This window comes from Bradyrhizobium sp. AZCC 1577 (assembly GCF_036924575.1).
Lineage (GTDB): Bacteria > Pseudomonadota > Alphaproteobacteria > Rhizobiales > Xanthobacteraceae > Bradyrhizobium.
Genome location: NZ_JAZHRQ010000001.1, coordinates 2,417,525 through 2,435,835 on the forward strand (window position 1 = coordinate 2,417,525; position 18,311 = coordinate 2,435,835).

General features: G+C 61.4%; 20 protein-coding genes and 1 pseudogene. 11 read left to right on the forward strand and 10 right to left on the reverse strand.

What is annotated here, in order from left to right:
* Window positions 1–346 precede the first annotated feature (346 nt).
* Together V1278_RS11265 and V1278_RS11270 are read left to right on the forward strand one after the other, a co-directional pair.
* Window positions 347–538, forward strand: a complete 192-nt coding sequence (locus V1278_RS11265) for a hypothetical protein (RefSeq protein WP_334380756.1) — start codon at window positions 347–349, stop codon at window positions 536–538.
* Window positions 539–590: 52 nt separating this feature from the next.
* Complete coding sequence (locus V1278_RS11270; RefSeq protein ID WP_334380757.1) at window positions 591–1,298, forward strand: hypothetical protein; 708 nt, start codon at window positions 591–593, stop codon at window positions 1,296–1,298.
* Between the two features lies 1 nt (window position 1,299).
* Here the strand turns inward: V1278_RS11270 and V1278_RS11275 are convergent, their stop codons facing one another.
* The 3 genes from V1278_RS11275 to V1278_RS11285 are packed head-to-tail and all read right to left on the reverse strand — an operon-like array spanning window position 1,300 to window position 4,096.
* The gene (locus V1278_RS11275) at window positions 1,300–2,280 is read right to left on the reverse strand and encodes a PDR/VanB family oxidoreductase (RefSeq protein ID WP_334380758.1); all 981 of its coding nucleotides are present in this window, start codon (window positions 2,278–2,280) and stop codon (window positions 1,300–1,302) included.
* A gap of 9 nt (window positions 2,281–2,289) precedes the next feature.
* Entirely contained in the window at window positions 2,290–3,042 is a 753-nt protein-coding gene (locus tag V1278_RS11280) for a GntR family transcriptional regulator (RefSeq protein ID WP_247513277.1), read from the reverse strand.
* Window positions 3,043–3,046: 4 nt separating this feature from the next.
* On the reverse strand, window positions 3,047–4,096 hold the full coding sequence (locus V1278_RS11285) for an aromatic ring-hydroxylating dioxygenase subunit alpha (RefSeq protein ID WP_334380759.1): 1,050 nt from the start codon (window positions 4,094–4,096) through the stop codon (window positions 3,047–3,049).
* A 154-nt stretch (window positions 4,097–4,250) separates the two neighbouring features.
* Here V1278_RS11285 and V1278_RS11290 point away from each other — a divergent pair, with 154 nt between their 5' ends.
* Window positions 4,251–5,324: a methyltransferase gene (locus tag V1278_RS11290; RefSeq protein WP_334380760.1), complete on the forward strand. Its 1,074-nt coding sequence runs from the start codon at window positions 4,251–4,253 to the stop codon at window positions 5,322–5,324.
* 43 nt (window positions 5,325–5,367) lie between these two features.
* Here the strand turns inward: V1278_RS11290 and V1278_RS11295 are convergent.
* Window positions 5,368–5,594, reverse strand: a pseudogene (locus tag V1278_RS11295) (FAD-containing monooxygenase EthA); the annotation flags it as partial.
* A 374-nt stretch (window positions 5,595–5,968) separates the two neighbouring features.
* Between V1278_RS11295 and V1278_RS11300 the strand changes: the two are divergent.
* The 3 genes from V1278_RS11300 (at window position 5,969) to V1278_RS11310 (ending at window position 7,342) form a co-directional block, all read left to right on the forward strand.
* The gene (locus tag V1278_RS11300) at window positions 5,969–6,286 is read left to right on the forward strand and encodes a hypothetical protein (protein WP_334380761.1); all 318 of its coding nucleotides are present in this window, start codon (window positions 5,969–5,971) and stop codon (window positions 6,284–6,286) included.
* A 116-nt stretch (window positions 6,287–6,402) separates the two neighbouring features.
* On the forward strand, window positions 6,403–7,197 hold the full coding sequence (locus V1278_RS11305; protein WP_334380762.1) for a hypothetical protein: 795 nt from the start codon (window positions 6,403–6,405) through the stop codon (window positions 7,195–7,197).
* A 13-nt stretch (window positions 7,198–7,210) separates the two neighbouring features.
* Entirely contained in the window at window positions 7,211–7,342 is a 132-nt protein-coding gene (locus V1278_RS11310) for a hypothetical protein (RefSeq protein WP_334380763.1), read from the forward strand.
* Here V1278_RS11310 and V1278_RS11315 read toward each other — a convergent pair.
* The 3 genes from V1278_RS11315 to V1278_RS11325 form a co-directional block, all read right to left on the reverse strand.
* A complete protein-coding gene (locus tag V1278_RS11315; RefSeq protein ID WP_334380764.1) occupies window positions 7,333–8,835 on the reverse strand; it encodes a flavin-containing monooxygenase in 1,503 nt (500 codons plus the stop codon). The genes V1278_RS11310 and V1278_RS11315 overlap by 10 nt on opposite strands.
* Window positions 8,836–8,916: 81 nt before the next feature.
* A complete protein-coding gene (locus tag V1278_RS11320) occupies window positions 8,917–9,759 on the reverse strand; it encodes an AAA family ATPase (protein WP_057850028.1) in 843 nt (280 codons plus the stop codon).
* Window positions 9,760–9,857: 98 nt separating this feature from the next.
* Complete coding sequence (locus V1278_RS11325; protein ID WP_028347039.1) at window positions 9,858–10,100, reverse strand: GlsB/YeaQ/YmgE family stress response membrane protein; 243 nt, start codon at window positions 10,098–10,100, stop codon at window positions 9,858–9,860.
* A 141-nt stretch (window positions 10,101–10,241) separates the two neighbouring features.
* Between V1278_RS11325 and V1278_RS11330 the strand changes: the two genes are divergently transcribed.
* The 3 genes from V1278_RS11330 to sseA all read left to right on the forward strand — a co-directional run bounded on the left by V1278_RS11330 (window position 10,242) and on the right by sseA (window position 12,971).
* The gene (locus V1278_RS11330; protein WP_065744441.1) at window positions 10,242–11,417 is read left to right on the forward strand and encodes a vWA domain-containing protein; all 1,176 of its coding nucleotides are present in this window, start codon (window positions 10,242–10,244) and stop codon (window positions 11,415–11,417) included.
* A gap of 162 nt (window positions 11,418–11,579) precedes the next feature.
* Window positions 11,580–11,990, forward strand: coding sequence for a rhodanese-like domain-containing protein (locus tag V1278_RS11335; RefSeq protein WP_334364530.1), 411 nt, complete (start codon window positions 11,580–11,582; stop codon window positions 11,988–11,990).
* A gap of 126 nt (window positions 11,991–12,116) precedes the next feature.
* Window positions 12,117–12,971 (forward strand): 3-mercaptopyruvate sulfurtransferase, encoded by an 855-nt coding sequence (gene sseA / locus V1278_RS11340; RefSeq protein WP_334380766.1) that lies wholly within the window; start codon window positions 12,117–12,119, stop codon window positions 12,969–12,971.
* 17 nt (window positions 12,972–12,988) lie between these two features.
* Here sseA and V1278_RS11345 read toward each other — a convergent pair whose 3' ends face one another.
* A complete protein-coding gene (locus V1278_RS11345; protein ID WP_334364528.1) occupies window positions 12,989–13,798 on the reverse strand; it encodes a hypothetical protein in 810 nt (269 codons plus the stop codon).
* A 346-nt stretch (window positions 13,799–14,144) separates the two neighbouring features.
* Between V1278_RS11345 and V1278_RS11350 the strand changes: the two genes are divergently transcribed.
* Together V1278_RS11350 and V1278_RS11355 are read left to right on the forward strand one after the other, a co-directional pair.
* On the forward strand, window positions 14,145–15,497 hold the full coding sequence (locus tag V1278_RS11350; protein ID WP_334368996.1) for a L,D-transpeptidase: 1,353 nt from the start codon (window positions 14,145–14,147) through the stop codon (window positions 15,495–15,497).
* Between the two features lie 192 nt (window positions 15,498–15,689).
* The gene (locus V1278_RS11355; protein WP_334380767.1) at window positions 15,690–16,655 is read left to right on the forward strand and encodes an NAD-dependent epimerase/dehydratase family protein; all 966 of its coding nucleotides are present in this window, start codon (window positions 15,690–15,692) and stop codon (window positions 16,653–16,655) included.
* 255 nt (window positions 16,656–16,910) lie between these two features.
* Here V1278_RS11355 and V1278_RS11360 read toward each other — a convergent pair whose 3' ends face one another.
* The gene (locus V1278_RS11360) at window positions 16,911–17,870 is read right to left on the reverse strand and encodes a D-2-hydroxyacid dehydrogenase family protein (RefSeq protein ID WP_334364526.1); all 960 of its coding nucleotides are present in this window, start codon (window positions 17,868–17,870) and stop codon (window positions 16,911–16,913) included.
* Window positions 17,871–18,012: 142 nt separating this feature from the next.
* A complete protein-coding gene (locus tag V1278_RS11365) occupies window positions 18,013–18,207 on the reverse strand; it encodes a hypothetical protein (protein WP_334364525.1) in 195 nt (64 codons plus the stop codon).
* Window positions 18,208–18,311: the final 104 nt, after the last annotated feature.

Here is an 18,311-nt window from a genome sequence, read left to right on the forward strand (position 1 = left end):
TGGAGAGAGGCTGCCCACATGGCAGCCTCCGTTACTCTATTGCCGATCACCTCCGGACTTCCGAGTTTGCCCAAAGCCGAACAACGTAGGCCCGTTGTCAATATCGCCTTGGCGTCGCCATCGGATGGATTGGCGCGACAATGGCGTTCGGCTATCGCACCATCGACCCAATAGGGTCGAGGTTCCAACATGTCTCATATATGCCGCACTGTAGACCTATCCCTCGAACGTGTCTGATCTGCCGCACTGTCGACGTATTCCGACGCTCATGCTCACGGCGGGTCTGAGGAGAACGCCGCAGCAGTTTGCTGCCTTGTTTCTTCTAACCTGGAGGAAAAGTACCGTGATGAAGACTGTGATTGTTGTCGGTGCAACGCTTGCCGTGGTGACTGCCGCTGGTGCTGCCGACATTCCGCGCCGACAGCCCGTCTATCAGACGGCCCAAATCGGCAAGATGCCGATTGGCAAGACCCCAATCGGGAAGACCCCAATCGGCAAGACGCCTGTCGCGCCGCCGCGGCCCTATGCGCGGTATTGATTTAAGGTCTCGCGGAATCTGACCTTTATCGTCGACAGTTGAAGGGCGAAGCGTGGCAAATCGGCCGAAGAGGTTGGGAATATGCTTGCTTGCGGGATTCGCACTCGCTGTCCTGCTCCAGTGCAACATCCAATCAGCTTCGGCACGCGAGATTGACACTCGCGCCCGCTCGGAACGTTTCATTCCCCAGAAACGGGAGCTCCACAAGCGCGCCGCCGCTGCGAGCGCGCTTGTTTCCAGTGAGGCGGCGCCCATTGAATCCAAATCGGCGCCGCAGTCGACTCGAAAGCCGGGATCGGGATCAGCAAAGGGCCCGTACTACGTTGATTTCAGAGCCAGGACGGCGGCGAGCTGGGGACACGCTTTCGTCTGGTTTGGGAAGACAAGCGAGCGAGCAGTTGAAGTCGCAGGCCTTACCCCTGCGGGAGACAACGCAGCTTATGTCCTTGGTCATTTGATGTGGGTGCCGTCCGAGACCACGGCAAGCTATGGCGATCTTGATCCGCAGTACCTGACCGCTAGTTATCGAGTTTACTTGAACGAGCCGGACGCAAAAAGGGTTTTCGCCTACATCAAGAAATTACAGGCGAGTTCACCGGTCTGGAACGCCGAAACAACCAATTGCACTGCGTTTATCGGTGACATCGCGGATTTCATGGGATTGAAAGTTCCTCACCGCTGGCAGCGCCCAGAAGAGTACGTCAACAATCTCAAGGCGATGAATAGCGGGCGCCAGATAATCCGCCTGTCCGAGCGCTAAACTAGACAGCCTCAGCCCGGTACAGCGTATCGATGGTCACGACACCGATCGCGCGCGACACGCAGGGGCAGATCTTGCGGTTGTCCTGCTTCTGCTGATCGCTGAAGAACACGTCGCGATGATCGATCTCGCCCTCGACGGCCACGACATCCACGGCGCAGACGCCGCACTCCCCGCGCTGGCAGTCCGATATCACCTCGAAGCCGGCGCCGTTCAGCGCGTCGAGCATCGAGCTGTTCTGCGGCACCACCAGTTCGGTGTCCGTATCCTTCAGCCGCACCCGGAATTCCGCCGTCGGCATCAAGCCGCTGGAGCCGAAGGTCTCATAGCGGAGGTCGGCGGGCGCTCTACCTGCCTCGTTCCAGGCGCGCCGCGCCGCCTCCAGCATCCGCATCGGCCCGCAAATGACGGCGATGGCGTCGCTCGCCAAGGCGCGGAAAGTGGCTTCGAGATCGATCCGCGCGCCTACATCGGAGGCGTAGACGTTCAGCCGGTCGCCGAGCAGCGTCGTCAGTTCGTCCAAGAAGGCCGCGTCGCCGCGCGATTTCACGGCATAATGCAGCGGGGCGTCGATATGCCTGCGGCGGAGTGCGGCTGCGATGCCTGTCATCGGCGTGATGCCGATGCCGCCGGCGATCAGGCAATAATTTCGCCGCGTCCAATCGATCTCCAGCAGCGAGCTCGGGTTGCAGATCTCGATCCGCGCGCCAGCCCGCAAATTCCACATGCCGCGCGAGCCGCCGCGGCTATCCGGCGCCAGCCGCACCGCGATGCGATAAGTGCCGGCGTCGTCGTTCTCCACCAGCGAATAGGAGCGCCGCGCCGGCTGTCCGTCGATCAGCACGGAGACGCCGATATGGCTGCCTGCCGGGTAGGGCGCTAGTCGGCCGCTTTCAGGACGCAGGCGGAACTCGCGGATCGTCGGCGTCACGTCGCGGATCGATTCGACGGTGCACCAGCTCCATTGCTCGGCAAAACGCATGGGCTATCTCTATTCGACTGGCGATTTCAAAAGGGCGAGCGCGGGCAGCAAATCGAGATGCGTGCGGTTCCGGATCGCGAGCCGCAGGTTGCGCGCGGCGAGGCGGGAATGTTCGCGCATCACGGCTTCGGCCCGCGCGCCCTCGCGGTTCTCGATCGCATCGACCACCACGCGGTGATGATCCTGCCCGATCAGCAGGATCTGGTGCGCTTCCGGCAGCGCCGACTGCGCCATCACGAACGCGCTTGGCGAAGCGAACGGCAGCGCCGAGACGCGGTCGATTTCCCGGATCAGCGGCGCGCTGGCGGACAATTCGTTCAGCAGCGCGTGAAACCGCGCGTTCATCGTCACATAGGCGGAAAAGGCTTCGACCGAAATCGGATCCTGCCGAACCAGTTGGTCGAGATCGGCAAGGCACTCCTTGAGCGGCTCAAGGCTACGCGCGCTGACGCCGCGCTCGGCCGCAAAGCGCGCGGCGAGGCCCTCCAGCGTGCCGCGCAGCTCGATCGAATCCAGAATGTCGCGCTCGGTGAACGCTTTCACCATGAAGCCGCCGGACGGGATCGCCTGCAGCAGGCCTTCATCCTCCAGCCGGACCAGCGCCAGCCGCACCGGGGTCCGCGAAACGCCGGTGATGTCGACCGCCTGCAATTCGGAGATGCGTTCGCCCGGGCGCAGCCGCCCGGACAGGATCATGTCGCGCAGCGCGAGCTGCGCCCGCACGGTCTGCGACACGGAACGTTCGGCGTCGCGTTCGCTCATTTCCTCACTCCGCAGCTTGCATGGCCTGCGGTGCGCTCTCGCGCGCCACCATCCGGTCGATCACGCGCCGCGCCCACATCGCCCCCGCATCGATGTTGAGATTGTAGAACGTGCGGTCTGGATTCTCGTCCATCGCGCGCTGCTGCGCTTCGAGGATGATTTCATCCTCGTGGAAGATGTTCGACACGCCTTCGCGAATTTCGGTGGTCAGTTTCTGTTCGGTCGTCCGGTAATTGCGGACGAAGGCCCAGAAATAATGACAGGTGGTGTCGGTCTCCGGCGTCATGGTGTTGAGCACAAAGCCGTTGACGCCCTGCGAGCGGTCGCCTTCCGGCGCGCCGGTGCCGACGGGCGCCACGCCGACGTCGATGTTGACGGTGCCGGGCGCCTGGAAATGGATGATCTGCCAGCGGTCGACCGGGCCCGGCTTCTGCAACTGCGCGGCCCAGAACGGCGGCGCGTCGATGCCCTTCATCCAGCGCGTCACGGTGACCGTCTTGTCGCCATGGGTGACGTCGAACGGGGCTTCGGCCACGTGATCATTGCCGATGCTGGAGCCATGCACGAAGGTTTCGTGGGTCAGGTCCATCAGATTATCGACGACGAGGCGGTAATCGCATTTGACGTGAATGGTCTTGCCGTCGCCCGCCCAGGCCGGGTCGTCGTTCCAGTGCATGTCGGGCACCAGCGCCGGATCGGCCAGCGCCGGATCGCCCATCCACAGCCAGATGAAACGATGGCGCTCAACCACGGGATAGGAACGCACGCAGGCGGACGGGTTGATGGTCTCCTGCGAGGGCATGTAGGTGCAGCGGCCCTGCGCATTGAATTTCAGCCCGTGATAGCCGCAGACGACGGTATCGCCGTCGAGCCGTCCCTTCGAGAGCGGCACCAGGCGGTGCCAGCAGGCGTCCTCCAGCGCGCAGACCCGCCCGTTGGACTGGCGGTACATCACGACATGCTTGCCGCAGATCGTGCGCGGAAACAGTGCATGCTTGATGTCGACGTCCCAGGCAGCGGCGTACCAGGCATTGAGGGGGAATGAGGACGGCATGGCTGCACCTCCTTCGTTTTGGGTGCAGTTTGTATACAATAATCGCGATCGTCTGGCAAATTTACCGCAAGTTGAGGTATCAAAATACCTTTATAGTATACATGAGTTTTGTGAGTTGGTTCATTTCATTCATCCCGGTTAGGCGCCACGCTTGATGGGTCAAGCGCGCAAGTCCGCAGGGAGATCAACAATCACGACAACAGGAGGCGCGATGTCATCTCAAGTATCGGCCCTCAGGCTTTTCGATTTGATCCAGTCGCAACGTGTTACGGCGGTGATCTATGTCGCGGCCAGACTCGGGCTCGCCGAGTTGTTGAGCTACGGACCGCAGACGGTCGGCAAGCTCGCCAAGGCAACCGGGGCGGATGAGCGTTCGCTCGGACGCCTGCTTACCGCGCTTTCCACCATCGGCATCTGTTCGCGCAGCGGCGAAGATCGCTATGCGTTGACGGATATGGGTGCCTGCCTCGATAGCTCCGCGAAACATTCGGTCAAGGGCTGGGCAATCCTTGAGACCGAACTGATTTCAAAATCCTGGAGCGGAATGCTTGAATCCATCATGACCGGCAAGACCGCAGCGCAACTGCAAGGCGTCGATGACAGCTTCGAGCTGATGGGCCGGACGCCTGAGATTGTGGACAAGTTCAATGTGGCGATGGTGGAGCTTACCCGTCTTGTCACACCGAATGTCCTTCAGTCCTATGACTTCAGCGGGATACGCCACCTGATGGACGTCGGCGGCGGATCCGGCGAATTGCTCGGCGTTATCGCGCAGCAAAACAGCAAACTGCGCGGAACTGTTTTCGATCTTCCGAGATGTGCCGAGGCCGCGAGCAAGCATCTCAGACAGATCGGTGTCGATGACCGCGTGGAATTTGTGGCCGGCGATTTCTTCAAGACCGTGCCGGCGATCGCTGATGCGATCATCCTCAAGAGCATCATTCACGACTGGGATGATGCGCGCAGTGTCACGATCCTGCAAAACTGTCGCAAGGCGCTCCCGGGCGAAGGCAAACTGCTTCTGGTGGAACGGCTGATGCCGGAGAGGCCATCCATGGTGGACGAGGACAGAGAGCAGGCGCTGAGCGATCTGAACATGCTTCGCGGGCCCGGAGGACTTGAGCGCACCGAGCGACAGTACCGCGAATTGCTCGACCAGAGCGGCTTCGATCTGGTCACGAGTTATCCGGCCGGCCGCTTCAATCTGATTGAGGCACGTCCTGCCTGAAGACGCCGGGTAAGGGGATGCAGCCTTCACCCGGTGACCGGCTTCAGCCGTAAACGAACGCCTTGTCCTTCAGATCGATGGCCGGAAATTCGTCCTTTTCCGCCCAGTAGTCCTGATTGTGCTGCCATTCCGGCTTGTCGCCGCGCTTGGGCGGAAATAGCCGAACACCCAAACGACGTTCGGCACGCCGGTGAACATCATGCCGCGATAGGTCACGGTATCGGCGAAGTCGAGCGGCTTGCCATCGATGATGATGTCGGCCTCGAGCAACAGGCACGGTGAGGTCCAAAGGCACGTAACGCAACGCAAATTTGACGCCCATTTTGCTAGGTGATGGCGATCGTCGCTAGGTTGCAAGTCTGGAATGCCTTGCGGTAGGATTGTCCAAGAGTCTGAACTTTGAAGGTTCATATGCTGATAAGTGACATGCTAATTGCGATGAGGATTTTCGAGCGCGTTTTTGTCCTATCAATTGCTGCGACTGCCATATGGCTGGGCTTTTTGCTGCTGCGAAGGAGGGCGGGCGAGATCTCAAAGAACAAGACAGCAAAGTTAAGCGTTGGGCCGCTGGGGACATTTGAATTTTCTGGATTCGGCCCGGGGCGCTTTGCTTACTATTGGGAATCGGGCTTGGAGCATTGTCAATGTTTAACGCTATCGAGATCGACAGCGATGGCAAGATCAAGCGTTTTTTCAACGCCGGGGCGCGGGTTGGGATCGACAATAAGCAAAATGAATATTCGTTTCTTGTCGCGTCAAGGACCTACTCCAACTCGTGCAAGTCCTCGACCAACCCAAAAGAAATGAAGGAATGTTTTGGGATTTCTGAGTTTCGCGAGGAACTTTTGAAACAGAAGTATCAGCCTGAAATCGCGAGGTATTCCGCGCTTAAGGCAAAATTTCCTGCCCTTACGAAAGCTGAATTAGAGGAATATATGACGTGGGCTCAAGTCTTCGAGTAGTAGCTTTCTCGGTACTTCTCATTTTTTGCTCTTCCTCCTCCCGATCTCAGGAGGACGATCGGAGCGAATCGTTTGTTGTGTTTCGAAAGGATGAAAATGATTTCGCGCAATCGTGGATGGAGTCACTGTTCAGCTACTACAAAAACTATATCGCGCGATACGACTCTTATCGTACAGCAGTCGAGTTGACGGAAGTTAAAGTCGATTTCACATCGGACTACAGTGTCTATTCGACGAAAGAGAATGGAAAATACGTAATAAGAGTCTCTACCGGGCTCTATAGATTGATGATGAACCTGTCGATTGTTCGGCTGAGCGAGTTAGATATTAAAATTAAGACCGCTCAGTGCATTCGTGGCTATTTTGCAGATTCGTCAAAATTTCTAAGACCTGTTCCCGGACTCCCGCCAAATGCGCTGATGCCTCGAATAGACAAATATCTTACAGCTACTTGTCCCGAAATAGCTCAAGCTCTTCGACCCGTTGGCAGCGGACCCTTCGAGCCTCTCGGAGAAGAAATGGCACCTTGGGTCGGGTTCATTTTGCTCCACGAAATCGGCCACATCGTCCTAGGACACTTTGAAAAGAGGTTTGACCCGCAGCAGGAGCTTGACGCTGATGCGTTTGCTACCATCCATTCGATGCATACCCAGAAGCAGGATTACAACAAGGTTTTGGGCCGACAGCTATTATATTTCACGTTGGTTCCTTCATCGGCTCACTCGCTAAATCGTGGTGGCTCGGATTCCATTTCGTCTGGACAACGGTTTGCGCAAACGATGCAGTCGTGCATCGACTATACGGTTTGGATAAAGGACGAAGCTCTCGGGCTTAAGATCAAAAAGAGCTTTACTGAAGCTTTCAGGCATTTTGAACAAATGGGCTTGATTACTCTTCCCCGGCCCAAATAGCTTGAGGTACGTGTTGTCAACACGCGCAGCGGACTGGACAGGCCAGTTCTTGCGCCGTGCCAACACCTACTTCCATGCGACCAATAGCCTCGCAGTCCCGCTCGGGACGCTGATCGTGGCGGTATCGAGCCACGGTTATCGGTAAACGAACGCCTTGTCCTTGAGGTCGATCGCCGGGAATTCGTCCTTCTCGGCCCAGTAGTCCTGGTTGTGCTGCCATTCCGGCTTGTCGCCGCGCTTGGGCAGCAAGTGCATGCCGCGCATCATGTAGCCGGGATTGAAGTTTTCCGGATCGATCCACGGCAGTAGCGGCATGTTGTGGTCTTCGGGACGAAGCTGCGGCGTTACCTTTTTCGCACCGGTTTCTTTCATGTGCGTGAGCAGCCGGCAGACGAAGTCGGCAACGAGGTCGACGCGCAGGGTCCAGCTCGCGCGGAAATAACCGAACACCCAGACGAGGTTCGGTACGCCGGTGAACATCATGCCGCGATAGGTCACGGTATCGGCGAAGTCGAGCGGCTTGCCATCGATGGCAAACTCGATGTCGCCGGTGGCGCAGAGATTGAAGCCGGTCGCGGTGATGATGATGTCGGCCTCCAGCTCCTTGCCGGATTTCAGCAGGATTCCCTTCTCTGTGAAGCTCTCGATCTCGTCGGTGACGACGGAAGCCTTGCCGGACTTGATGCCCTGGAACAGGTCTCCATCAGGAATGAAGGCGATGCGCTGCCGCCACGGCCGATATTTTGGCGTGAAGTGCGTTGCAATGTCGTAGTCCTTGCCGAGATAGGCTTCGACCGCCGACAACAAATCCTTCTTAGCCGCTTCCGGCTCATTGAACGTCTTGCGGGTGAAGGCGTCCTGGTCGAACAGGATTTTCCGTCGTGTGATTTCGTGAATCCAGGTCTCGTCGACCTGCAGTTTCCGCAGCTCCTCGGCGATTTCGATCGCGTTGCGCCCGGTGCGAAAATACGTGGGCGAACGCTGCAGCATGGTGACGTGCGCGCAATCGGGAGCCAGCGCCGGGATCAGCGTCGCTGCGGTAGCGCCCGAGCCGATCACGACGACGCGCTTGTTCTTGTAGTCGAGGTCGTCAGGCCATTTCTGTGGATGGACGATCGGGCCCTTGAACTTGGCCATGTCCTTCCACTCCGGCGTATAGCCCTCGGTGTGACGATAATAGCCCTGGCACATCCAGAAGAAATTGGTGGTGAAGCGCAGCCTCTCGCCGGTGTCGGTGCGCGTGGCTTCGATGGTCCAGAGGTTTTCCTCGCTCGACCATTTGGCCGAGGTGATGGTGTGCCGGTAGCGGATGTGACGGGCGAGATCGTTTTCCTCGATCACCTCGCCCATGTATTTCAGGATTTCCGCAGCGCTTGCGATCGGAGCTGTTGTCCATGGCTTGAAGCGGTAGCCGAAGGTATGCAGGTCGCTGTCGGAGCGGATGCCGGGATAGCGGTGGGTGGTCCAGGTGCCGCCGAAGGTCTTTTGCGCTTCGAGCGCCACGAACGTCGTTCCCGGGCATTGCGTGGTGAGGTGATAGGCGGCGCCGACGCCGGAGATGCCGGCACCGGCGATCAGGACGTCGAAATGCTCCGTCGTGCGGGGCGACGTTGCGTCGATCTGGCTTTGAACGTTCATCTTCCCTGTTCTTTTTTTTGGTCGTGTTCTGAAAAGCAAAACGCCAGAACCTCAGGTTCTGGCGTCGCAGTCGTCAGCGAATTACACTTCGCGTCGGCTGAGGAACGCCAGCCGCTCGAACAGGTGCACGTCCTGTTCGTTCTTCAAGAGCGCGCCGTGCAGCGGCGGGATCAGCTTGCGCGGATCGCGTTCCCGCAGCATTTCCGGCGTAATGTCTTCGTTGAGCAGCAGCTTGAGCCAGTCGAGCAGCTCCGAGGTCGAGGGCTTCTTCTTCAGGCCCGGCACCTCGCGCACCTCGAAGAAGATGCGCAAGGCTTCCTCCACCAGGCGCTTCTTGATGCCGGGGAAGTGCACGTCGACGATCCGGCCCATGGTGTCGGCGTCCGGAAATTTGATGTAGTGGAAGAAGCAGCGGCGCAGGAACGCGTCCGGCAGTTCCTTTTCGTTGTTCGAGGTGATCATCACGATCGGGCGCAGGCTCGCCTTGATGTTCTCGCCGGTCTCGTAGACGAAGAACTCCATGCGATCGAGTTCGAGCAGGAGGTCATTCGGGAACTCGATGTCGGCCTTGTCGATCTCGTCGATCAAAAGCACCGGGCGCTTGTCGTGGGTGAACGCTTCCCACAATTTGCCGCGCTTGATGTAGTTGGAGATGTCGGAAACCCTGCTATCGCCGAGTTGGCTGTCGCGCAGCCGCGACACCGCGTCGTATTCGTAAAGGCCCTGCTGCGCCTTGGTGGTCGACTTGATGTGCCAGGTCAGAAGCGGCGCGCCGAGCGCCTTGGCGACTTCTTCCGCCAGCACGGTCTTGCCGGTGCCGGGCTCGCCCTTGATCAGCAGCGGGCGCTCGAGCACGATCGAGGCGTTGACGGCGACCTTGAGGTCGTCGGTGGCGACATAGTCCTTGGTGCCGGTAAATTTCATCTATCCGTTTGCCTTGTGGTTCGTTCGTCAGCCGCTCGCGGCCTGAACAGTAAACGACCGCCGGTCCGGCGGTCGCGATTGGAGTTGCTGCGGCTTCGTCAGCGTCTGATCAGTGACAGGATCACCAGGATGATCACCGCGCCGATCGTGGCGTTGACGATATCGCGGATCCAGCCTGCGCCGAGGCTGACGCCGAGCTGCGGCAACAACCAGCTCGCCAGCAGCGCGCCGATGATGCCGATCACGATATTGCCGATCAGCCCGAAGCCTGCGCCGCGCACGATCAACCCGGCAAGCCAGCCCGCAATACCGCCAATGACCAGCGCCGCTACGATTCCCATTGAATTTCCCCTGCCGGAATAAGCCTTTTACAGGTCAATTGTAATTGAAAAACCCACCCGGTCTAGGCCTGACAGCCATGCGCCGGCCTTTGAGAGGCTCTGGCCCTTGACGTGTGCCGCCCGGCGGGCAATCTGTAACCTATGTTTCTGCAATTCTTCACATCGTTGCGCGACGCGCAGGTCCCGGTGACGCTGCGCGAATATCTGACGCTGATGGAGGCGCTCGACGCCGACCTTGCCGATCAGACGGTGGAGAATTTCTACTATCTCTCCCGCGCCGCTTTGGTGAAGGACGAGCGCAACCTCGACAAGTTCGACCGCGTCTTCGGCACCGTGTTCAAAGGGCTGGAAAGCCTGCTGGACGCCATGGAGAAGGCGGACATTCCCGCCGAATGGTTGAAGAAGCTCGCGGAAAAATACCTCACCGAGGAAGAGAAGAAGCAGATCGAGGCGATGGGCTGGGACAAGCTCATGGAGACGCTTCGCCAGCGCCTGAAGGAACAGCAGGGCCGCCATCAGGGCGGCAACAAGTGGATCGGCACCGCCGGCACCTCGCCGTTCGGCGCCCATGGCTACAATCCCGAAGGCGTCAGAATCGGGCAGGAGAAGAACCGCAACAACCGCGCCGTGAAGGTGTGGGACAAGCGCGAGTTCAAAGACCTCGACGGCAATGTCGAGCTCGGCATCCGCAACATCAAGATCGCGCTGCGCCGTCTGCGCAAATTCGCCCGTACCGGCGCGCCCGACGAACTCGATTTGGACACCACGATCAGGGAGACCGCCAACCACGGCTATCTCGACGTGCACATGCGCCCCGAGCGGCGCAACGCGGTGAAGGTTTTGGTGTTCTTCGACATCGGCGGCTCGATGGATTCCCATATCGAGCAGGTCGAGGAGTTGTTCTCGGCCGCGAAATCCGAGTTCAAGCACATGGAATATTTTTACTTCCACAACTGCCTCTATGAAGGCGTGTGGAAGCAGAACAAGCGTCGCTTCACCGACCGCACGCCGACCTGGGACGTGCTGCACAAATATCCGCACGACTACAAGGTGGTGTTCGTCGGCGACGCCTCGATGTCACCGTATGAGATCATGGTGCCGGGCGGCTCGGTCGAGCATGTGAACGAGGAAGCCGGGGCGGTCTGGCTGGAGCGCATCACGCGCACCTATCCGCATACGGTGTGGCTCAATCCGGTGGCGCAGAAACACTGGGACTATTCGGAATCCACCACCATCATCCGCCGGCTGCTTTCGGATCGGATGTATCCGATCACGATCGAAGGCTTAGAGGCCGCGATGAAGGAATTGGTGCGGTAACGGCTTTCGCGCCCCGGACGTAGCGCAGCGCGCCAGCGGTGCGCTGCAGAGCCGGGGCCCATCGGTTGGCCGCGATGTAGGTCCCGGCTCTGCGTCGCGTCACTCCGTGCCGCGCCGCGTCCGGGACACGCGAGGGCAGGCACAAGCATAAAGAGGTGACAAATGCCCCAGACCATTCACCGCGGTATCAAATCCCTGATCGACGAAGCCAATGCCGAGATCGAGACTGTCAGCGCCACTGAGGCCATCAAGGCGGCGCAGGATCCCAACGTCGTGATCGTCGATATCCGCGATCCCCGCGAGATCGAACGCGAAGGCAAGATTCCCGGCGCGTTCTCCTGCACCCGCGGCATGCTGGAATTCTGGATCGATCCGCAAAGCCCCTATGCCAAGCCGATCTTCCAGGAGGACAAGAAGTTCATCTTCCATTGCGCCGGCGGCATGCGCTCGGCGCTCGCGGCCAAGACCGCGCAGGACATGGGCCTGAAGCCGGTTGCGCATATGGGTGGCGGCTTCGCCGCCTGGCGCGACGCTGGCGGTCCGGTCGAGAAATGGGAGCCGAAGAAGAAATAGGGCAGCTCGTCACACGCGGGCTTGACCTCGCGTGTCCACCCTGAAGTGAATCGTTCCGAAGAACGATGGATTGCCGGGTCAAGCCCGGCAATGACGATCTCAGCAAATGCCGGAGACTTCAATTCCATGCCCACCACCACTGACCCGCTCGTCTCCACCGAATGGCTCGCCGCGCACCTGAACGATCCCAACGTCAAAATCGTCGACGCCACGTTCAAGATGCCGGGCGTGATGCCGTTGCCGAAAGACGACTATCTCGCCGCGCATATTCCGGGCGCGGTGTTCTTTGACGTCGATGCGGTGTCCGACCATTCCAATCCGCTGCCGCACATGTTTCCTCCCGCCGAGCAATTCGGTCGTGACGTCGGCGCGCTTGGGATCGGCAATGACGACACCGTCGTGGTCTATGATTCCGGCGGCTGGGTCGCTGCACCCCGGGTGTGGTGGATGTTTCTGTCGTTCGGCAAGGACGTGCGCGTGCTCGATGGCGGCCTGAAGAAGTGGGTCGCGGAAGGCCGCAAGGTCGAGAGCGGGCAGGTGACGCCGAAGCCTTCGACGTTCAAGGCGACGTTCGATGCGCGGCGCACGCGCAGCATGCAGCAATTGGTCGAAAACCTCGCGACCCGCGCCGAGCAGGTGATCGATGCGCGCGCCAATGAACGCTATCAGGGCAAGGTTGCCGAGCCGCGGCCAGGACTTCGCTCCGGGCACATCCCGGGTAGCCTCAGCCTGCCCTACAACAATTTGTTCGATGCCGCGACCGGGACGATGAAGCCGCTCGATGAGTTGCGGGCGGCGTTCTCAGGCGCCGGCGTGAAGCTCGATGTACCGATCGTGACGAGCTGCGGATCCGGCGTCAGCGCCGCCGTGCTGACGCTGGCGCTTTATCGTCTCGGCGTCGAGAACCCGGCGCTGTATGACGGCTCGTGGACGGAGTGGGGCGCAGCCGACGGTCCCCCGGTTGCGACCGGCCCGGCCTGATCCTCAAATTTTGGACGTTACCTCGTCGCGCTCGTCATCGGGAGCGGAAAGAACGGATTGGGTTGCTGCTGCTGCAGAGTCAGCGCTGCCTCACGTGCCAGACGTGCGCGGCGCGCCGCCGCAATTCGCCGCTTTTCCCGGGCCCGCTGTGCAGCCTGCTTCTTGATTGCGCTGCGATCCGGCTTCGCTTCCGTGGCCGATGTCTTTTCATCGATGAGGACGGCGGGACCGCCGAGCGTCGCGATCCGGGTCGCAGCGAGGCTGCCTTCAGGTGAAGCTGCCTCCGTCGCCGGCTCGGCCGGGGATGACGGGGTCGCCACGGCTGAAGGTCCGGGCGTCTCCAGGATGGCGGCGAGCTTCAGTTCCGTATTGGTAGCGGGAGCTTCGGCTGCCGGAGCGGGCGGGGTCTCCGCGCTTGCCTCTCGCGCGAGAGGTTCCGGCCTGGCGGCATCCTTTGCAACTTCCTTGGCGACTTCGACTTGCATCGGTTCTGCCGGCTTCAGCACTGCCAGTTTCTCGGGCTCAGCCGGACTGGCGTCCGCAGTCGGCGGTGCCGGGGTGTCCGCGGTTGCTTCCGGAGCGGTGGCGGCCGGAACACTCTCCGTGGGGTTCTGCACGACTGGCGTGTCGATGCGCAGCAGCGCCAGCGTCGGCGGCTGCTCGTCAATCTGGCGGGCGAACATCGGCTCGGGCGCCGCCCGTCGAGAGGGAAGATTGGCAAATTCCTCATGCGCGGCCCGCAACAGGGCGGCAGCGCCAAGACCAAAAACCAGAATGGACGTCGACAGCACGATAGCGATGAACAAAAAACGAAAGCCGGGAAGCATGGACCAGGGTTCCACCCTCCTTGATCTCTGAAGGGTTATTGCTTGCCAAGGGAACGCGGTGACCACTGTGCGGGCCGGATGCGGCGGGGTGGGGGGTGCACGCGAATCAGGCCGATTTGAGAATATCTCAATGCCGGGCGGCTTTTCGTTACAAAATCTGCGGTTCGACGTCGCGCACCACCCGCCGATGGCGATTTCCGCCGTCCTGAGGCATCTTTGCCGCAGCTTGGCCGCGATCACAAATGGCTGGCTTGGGCCGAATTTCGTGGATTTGTCTTGAATGCGCCGCGATCTTCCGTCATCTGCCGTTAACCGTCCGGTGGGGCTTGGGGTCTATACAAAGGCGATGATGAACAACCGCATTTTGACGATTTGTGCCGCCATTGCCGCTGGCATGGCGGGAACTTCGCTCGCCCATGCGCAGAGCTATCCGTCAGCTCCCGGCCAGACCTATTCGACAGCTCCGGGACCGTACGTGCCCGGTGGCTATGCGGTTGACGATCGCCGCCCCGGCGACCCTGATTTCGACGGACTGGAAGACGACGAGGCGCCGAACGCGCCGAGTTCGGCTGCGTTGCCGCCGCCCGGCCCGGTGCTGTCGCCCAGCGATCCCCGTTATGGCCGCCCGGCGCCCGCCCCGGTCTATTCGGACCGCGGCGCCCCGGTGCCCACCGGCCCGATCCTTTCTCCGGACGACCCGCGCTATGGCCGGCCGGCCGCTGGCCCGGCCTATTCGGACCGTGGCGCCGCGACGCCGACGGGCCCGATCCTTTCGCCCGACGATCCGCGTTACGGCCGCCCGGCCGGTCCGCCGCCGGTCATCTATGCGGACCGCCCGCCCGGTGCGCAGCAGCCGGTCTATTCGGACCGCGGCGATAGCCGCATTCCCGGCGCCGGTATCGTCTATCCGAACGACGACCGCGCCGGCCTGCGCCCGCCGGGGGCCATCGGCGCTGCACCGGCGGCCGCGCCCGCCGCCACTGGCGCGCTCCCGCAGTCGCAGCAACCCGCCGTTGGAGCTGATGGCAAGCCGGTGCAACTCGCCGCGCTGCCGCCGGAAGAGCAGCCGGAAGTCGGCCCTGCGCAGCTTCCGCCGCATCTGCGCCGCCAGGAAGTGGCCTTCACGACCAAGGAGCCCGCGGGCACCATCGTCGTCGATACCGCCAATACCCACCTCTACTACGTGCTCGGTGGCGGACGTGCGATTCGCTACGGCGTCCGCGTCGGCCGCGACGGCTTCACCTGGAACGGCGTGCAGAAGATCAGCCGCAAGGCCGAGTGGCCGGACTGGCATCCGCCGACCGAGATGATCGAGCGCCAGCCCTATCTGCCGCGCTTCATGGCCGGCGGCCCCGGCAATCCGCTCGGCGCACGTGCAATGTATCTGGGTTCGACCATCTACCGCATCCACGGCACCAACCAACCTTCGACGATCGGCAAGTTCGTCTCCTCGGGCTGTATCGGCATGCTGAACGAGGACGTCTCCGACCTGTTCGAGCGCGCCAAGGTCGGTACCCGCGTGGTGGTGATGCCCGGTGGCCCCCCGCCCGCCAATACCGCAAGCGCGTCAGCCGCTCCGCCGCCCGCCGCTGGCCCGGCTGCCGCAGCCCCCCGGCCGGCACAGGCCCAACTGGCGCCCGCTCCCAGTGCGCAGCCGGCGGTGGTGCCGCCGCTGCCCGCGCCGGTCACGATTCGGTAAGAGTCTCAGTCACAACGACGTTTCGAAGGCGCGCCCACGGCGCGCCTTTTTGTTGTCGATCCGCGCGCGATGCGGCTTGGCCTTTGCGGAACAAGTCCGGGTGGGCCTTCAGCCACATTCGCGCGCTTGAATTCACATTTCCTTCGACTACCTGCCGGCCATAATTGTGGGGCAGCAGCAGGAGGATTTGCCATGCGGATCTTTGTTGCAGGCGCCACTGGCGCTGTGGGCCGTCCACTCGTTGCCGCCCTGATTGCGGCCGGTCATTCCGTCGTTGGCACGACGCGAACGGCGGCGAAGGCCGCGATCATCAGACGGATGGGCGCGGAACCTGCTATCGCCGATGGGCTCGACGCGTCGGCCATTCGCGCCGCAGTGCTTGCAGCGAAGCCGGATGTCATCATCGACCAGATGACCGACCTTGCCGGGGTCACGGATCTCAGGCATTTCGATCGCGCGTTCGCCACCACCAATCGATTGCGCACGCAGGGCACCGATTTTCTGTTGGCAGCCGCGCGCGAGGCCGGCGTGAAGCGCTTCATCGCCCAGAGCTTCTGTGGTTGGACCTACGGTCGCAGCGGCGAACCGATCAAGACGGAGGCCGATCCGCTCGATTTCGATCCGCCGGAACAACTGCGCCGCACGCTGGACGCGATTCAGTATCTGGAGGACGCCGTCACCAGCTCGGCGAATCTCGAAGGGATCGTCCTGCGATATGGATCGTTCTATGGCCCCGACACCGGCATGCTCTCACGCGCGATGATCGCACAGGTGCAGCGCCGCCGCGTGCCGCTGATCGGCGGCGGTGGCGGAAGGTGGTCGTTCATCCATGTCGATGATGCGGCGTCCGCTACCGTCGCTGCCATCGAGCGCGGCATATCAGGCGAAATCTACAGCATCGTCGACGACGACCCTGCGCCGGTCGCCGAATGGCTGCCTGCTCTTGCTACGCTGGTCGGAGCCAGGCCGCCGATTCGCGTGCCGGCTTGGCTCGGCCGGTTGTTCGCCGGCGAGCACCTGGTTTCCATGATGACCGAGGTGCAGGCAAGCTCCAACGCCAAGGCCAGGCGGGAGCTAGGCTGGCAGCCGGCGCATCCGTCGTGGCGTCAGGGATTTGCAGAGGTCGCCAGCGGCGCAACCACGCAGCACGCAGCGTAAGCGTGACTAAAGCTTGGTGAAATTAGATTTGACTGCGACCACGCAGAAGGTGCGCTCCCTCTCCCGCTTGCGGGGGAGGGCTCGGGTGGGGGTGTCTCCGCGGGCGATACTGCCCGAGTGGAGAGAGCCCCCACCCGGCGCTCCGCGCCGACCTCCCCCGCAAGCGGACGCTCGGAGTCTCGATGCCAGCGGCTGCCTGCTACTTTGCATGGGGTTGTTTTCGATGTTTTTGGTTGGGAGCGAGATCGGCCATTCTCAGGCGAGCCGCTGCTTCGGCTCGCCGTTGAACCAGGCGTCGATGCCTTCCACCATCTGCTGATAGTGGTTTCGAAAACTGTCCTCGGTGACGTAGCCGAGATGCGGCGTCAGCACCATGTTGTCGAGCTTGCGGAAGGGATGGTCGACCGGCAGCGGCTCGACCGAGAACACGTCGACGCCGGCGCCCGCGATCATCTTTTGCGTCAGCGCTTCCAATAGCGCGTCTTCGTCGACGATCGGCCCGCGCGCGGTGTTGACGAGATAGGCGGTCGGTTTCATCCGCGCGAGGTCATCGCGTCCGACTAGCCCGCGCGTGCGCTGGCTCAGCACCACATGGATGGTGACGATGTCGGCGGTCGAGAACAGCTCTTCCTTGCTCACATAACTGACGCCGACTTCCTTGCACTTTTCAGCAGTCAGGTTCTGGCTCCAGGCGATAACGTTCATGCCGAAGGCCTGCGCCAGCTTCGATACTTTGGTGCCGAGCTTGCCGAGGCCGATCACCCCGAGCGTGCGACCCTCGATCTCCATGCCGACATGTGCCTGCAACGGCTCGCCGGCATGCATGCGGGCGTTTTCGCGGCCGATATTGCGGGTCAGCTCCAGGATCAGGCCCATGGTCAGCGGCGCCGTCGGGTCGCGGCCCCATTTCGTGCCGCACAGCACCACCTTATGGTCCTTGGCGGCCTCCATATCGATGGCGGCATTGCGCAAGCCCGAGGTGATCAGGAGTTTTAGGTTGGGCAGGCCTGCAAACATGGTGCGCGGGAACGGGGTGCGCTCGCGCATCGCACAGATGATCTCGAAATCCTTGAGCGCGGCGGCCGCGGCTTCCGCGTTCGCAAACGGCTGGTTGAATACCGTGATGTCGACGCGGTCGGTGACCTTGGACCAGTCGGCGACCTTAAGCGCCACATTGAGATAGTCGTCGAGGATTGCACAGCGCAGCCGCGTCATTTGAGAGGTCCGTTGATGGCGAGGATGACGGCGGGAAACGCCGTCGGAAAGGTCGCCATGGTTGCGCGCAATCGGTAGCGGCGCAAGCGGACTAAACGCAGGGCAGGCTCAAATGCAGGGCAGGCTCAAAAACCAGGAAATCTCAGTTCGAATGGCCGGGATGCTTGGCGCGCCAGGCCGGTCCCGGGCCGCGCATATAGTGCAGTTCCGGGCGGTAGGGGTTGAACGCCCTGGCCACGAACTGGCGCCAGAAAGCGCGGAGTTCTGCCAAAGGTTTTGCCAGTCCGGCGCTTGCATGAGCCGGGGCGGAAAGGGATGCCGAAGCGATCGTAGCCATGACGCGGGCCCTTGTTTTCAAGACGCCTTTTTCGGCGCTGAAAACGAGTTTTCGCCTGATTTATTAAAAGATAGTTTCAATTGTCGGGATCTCGGCGGACATGG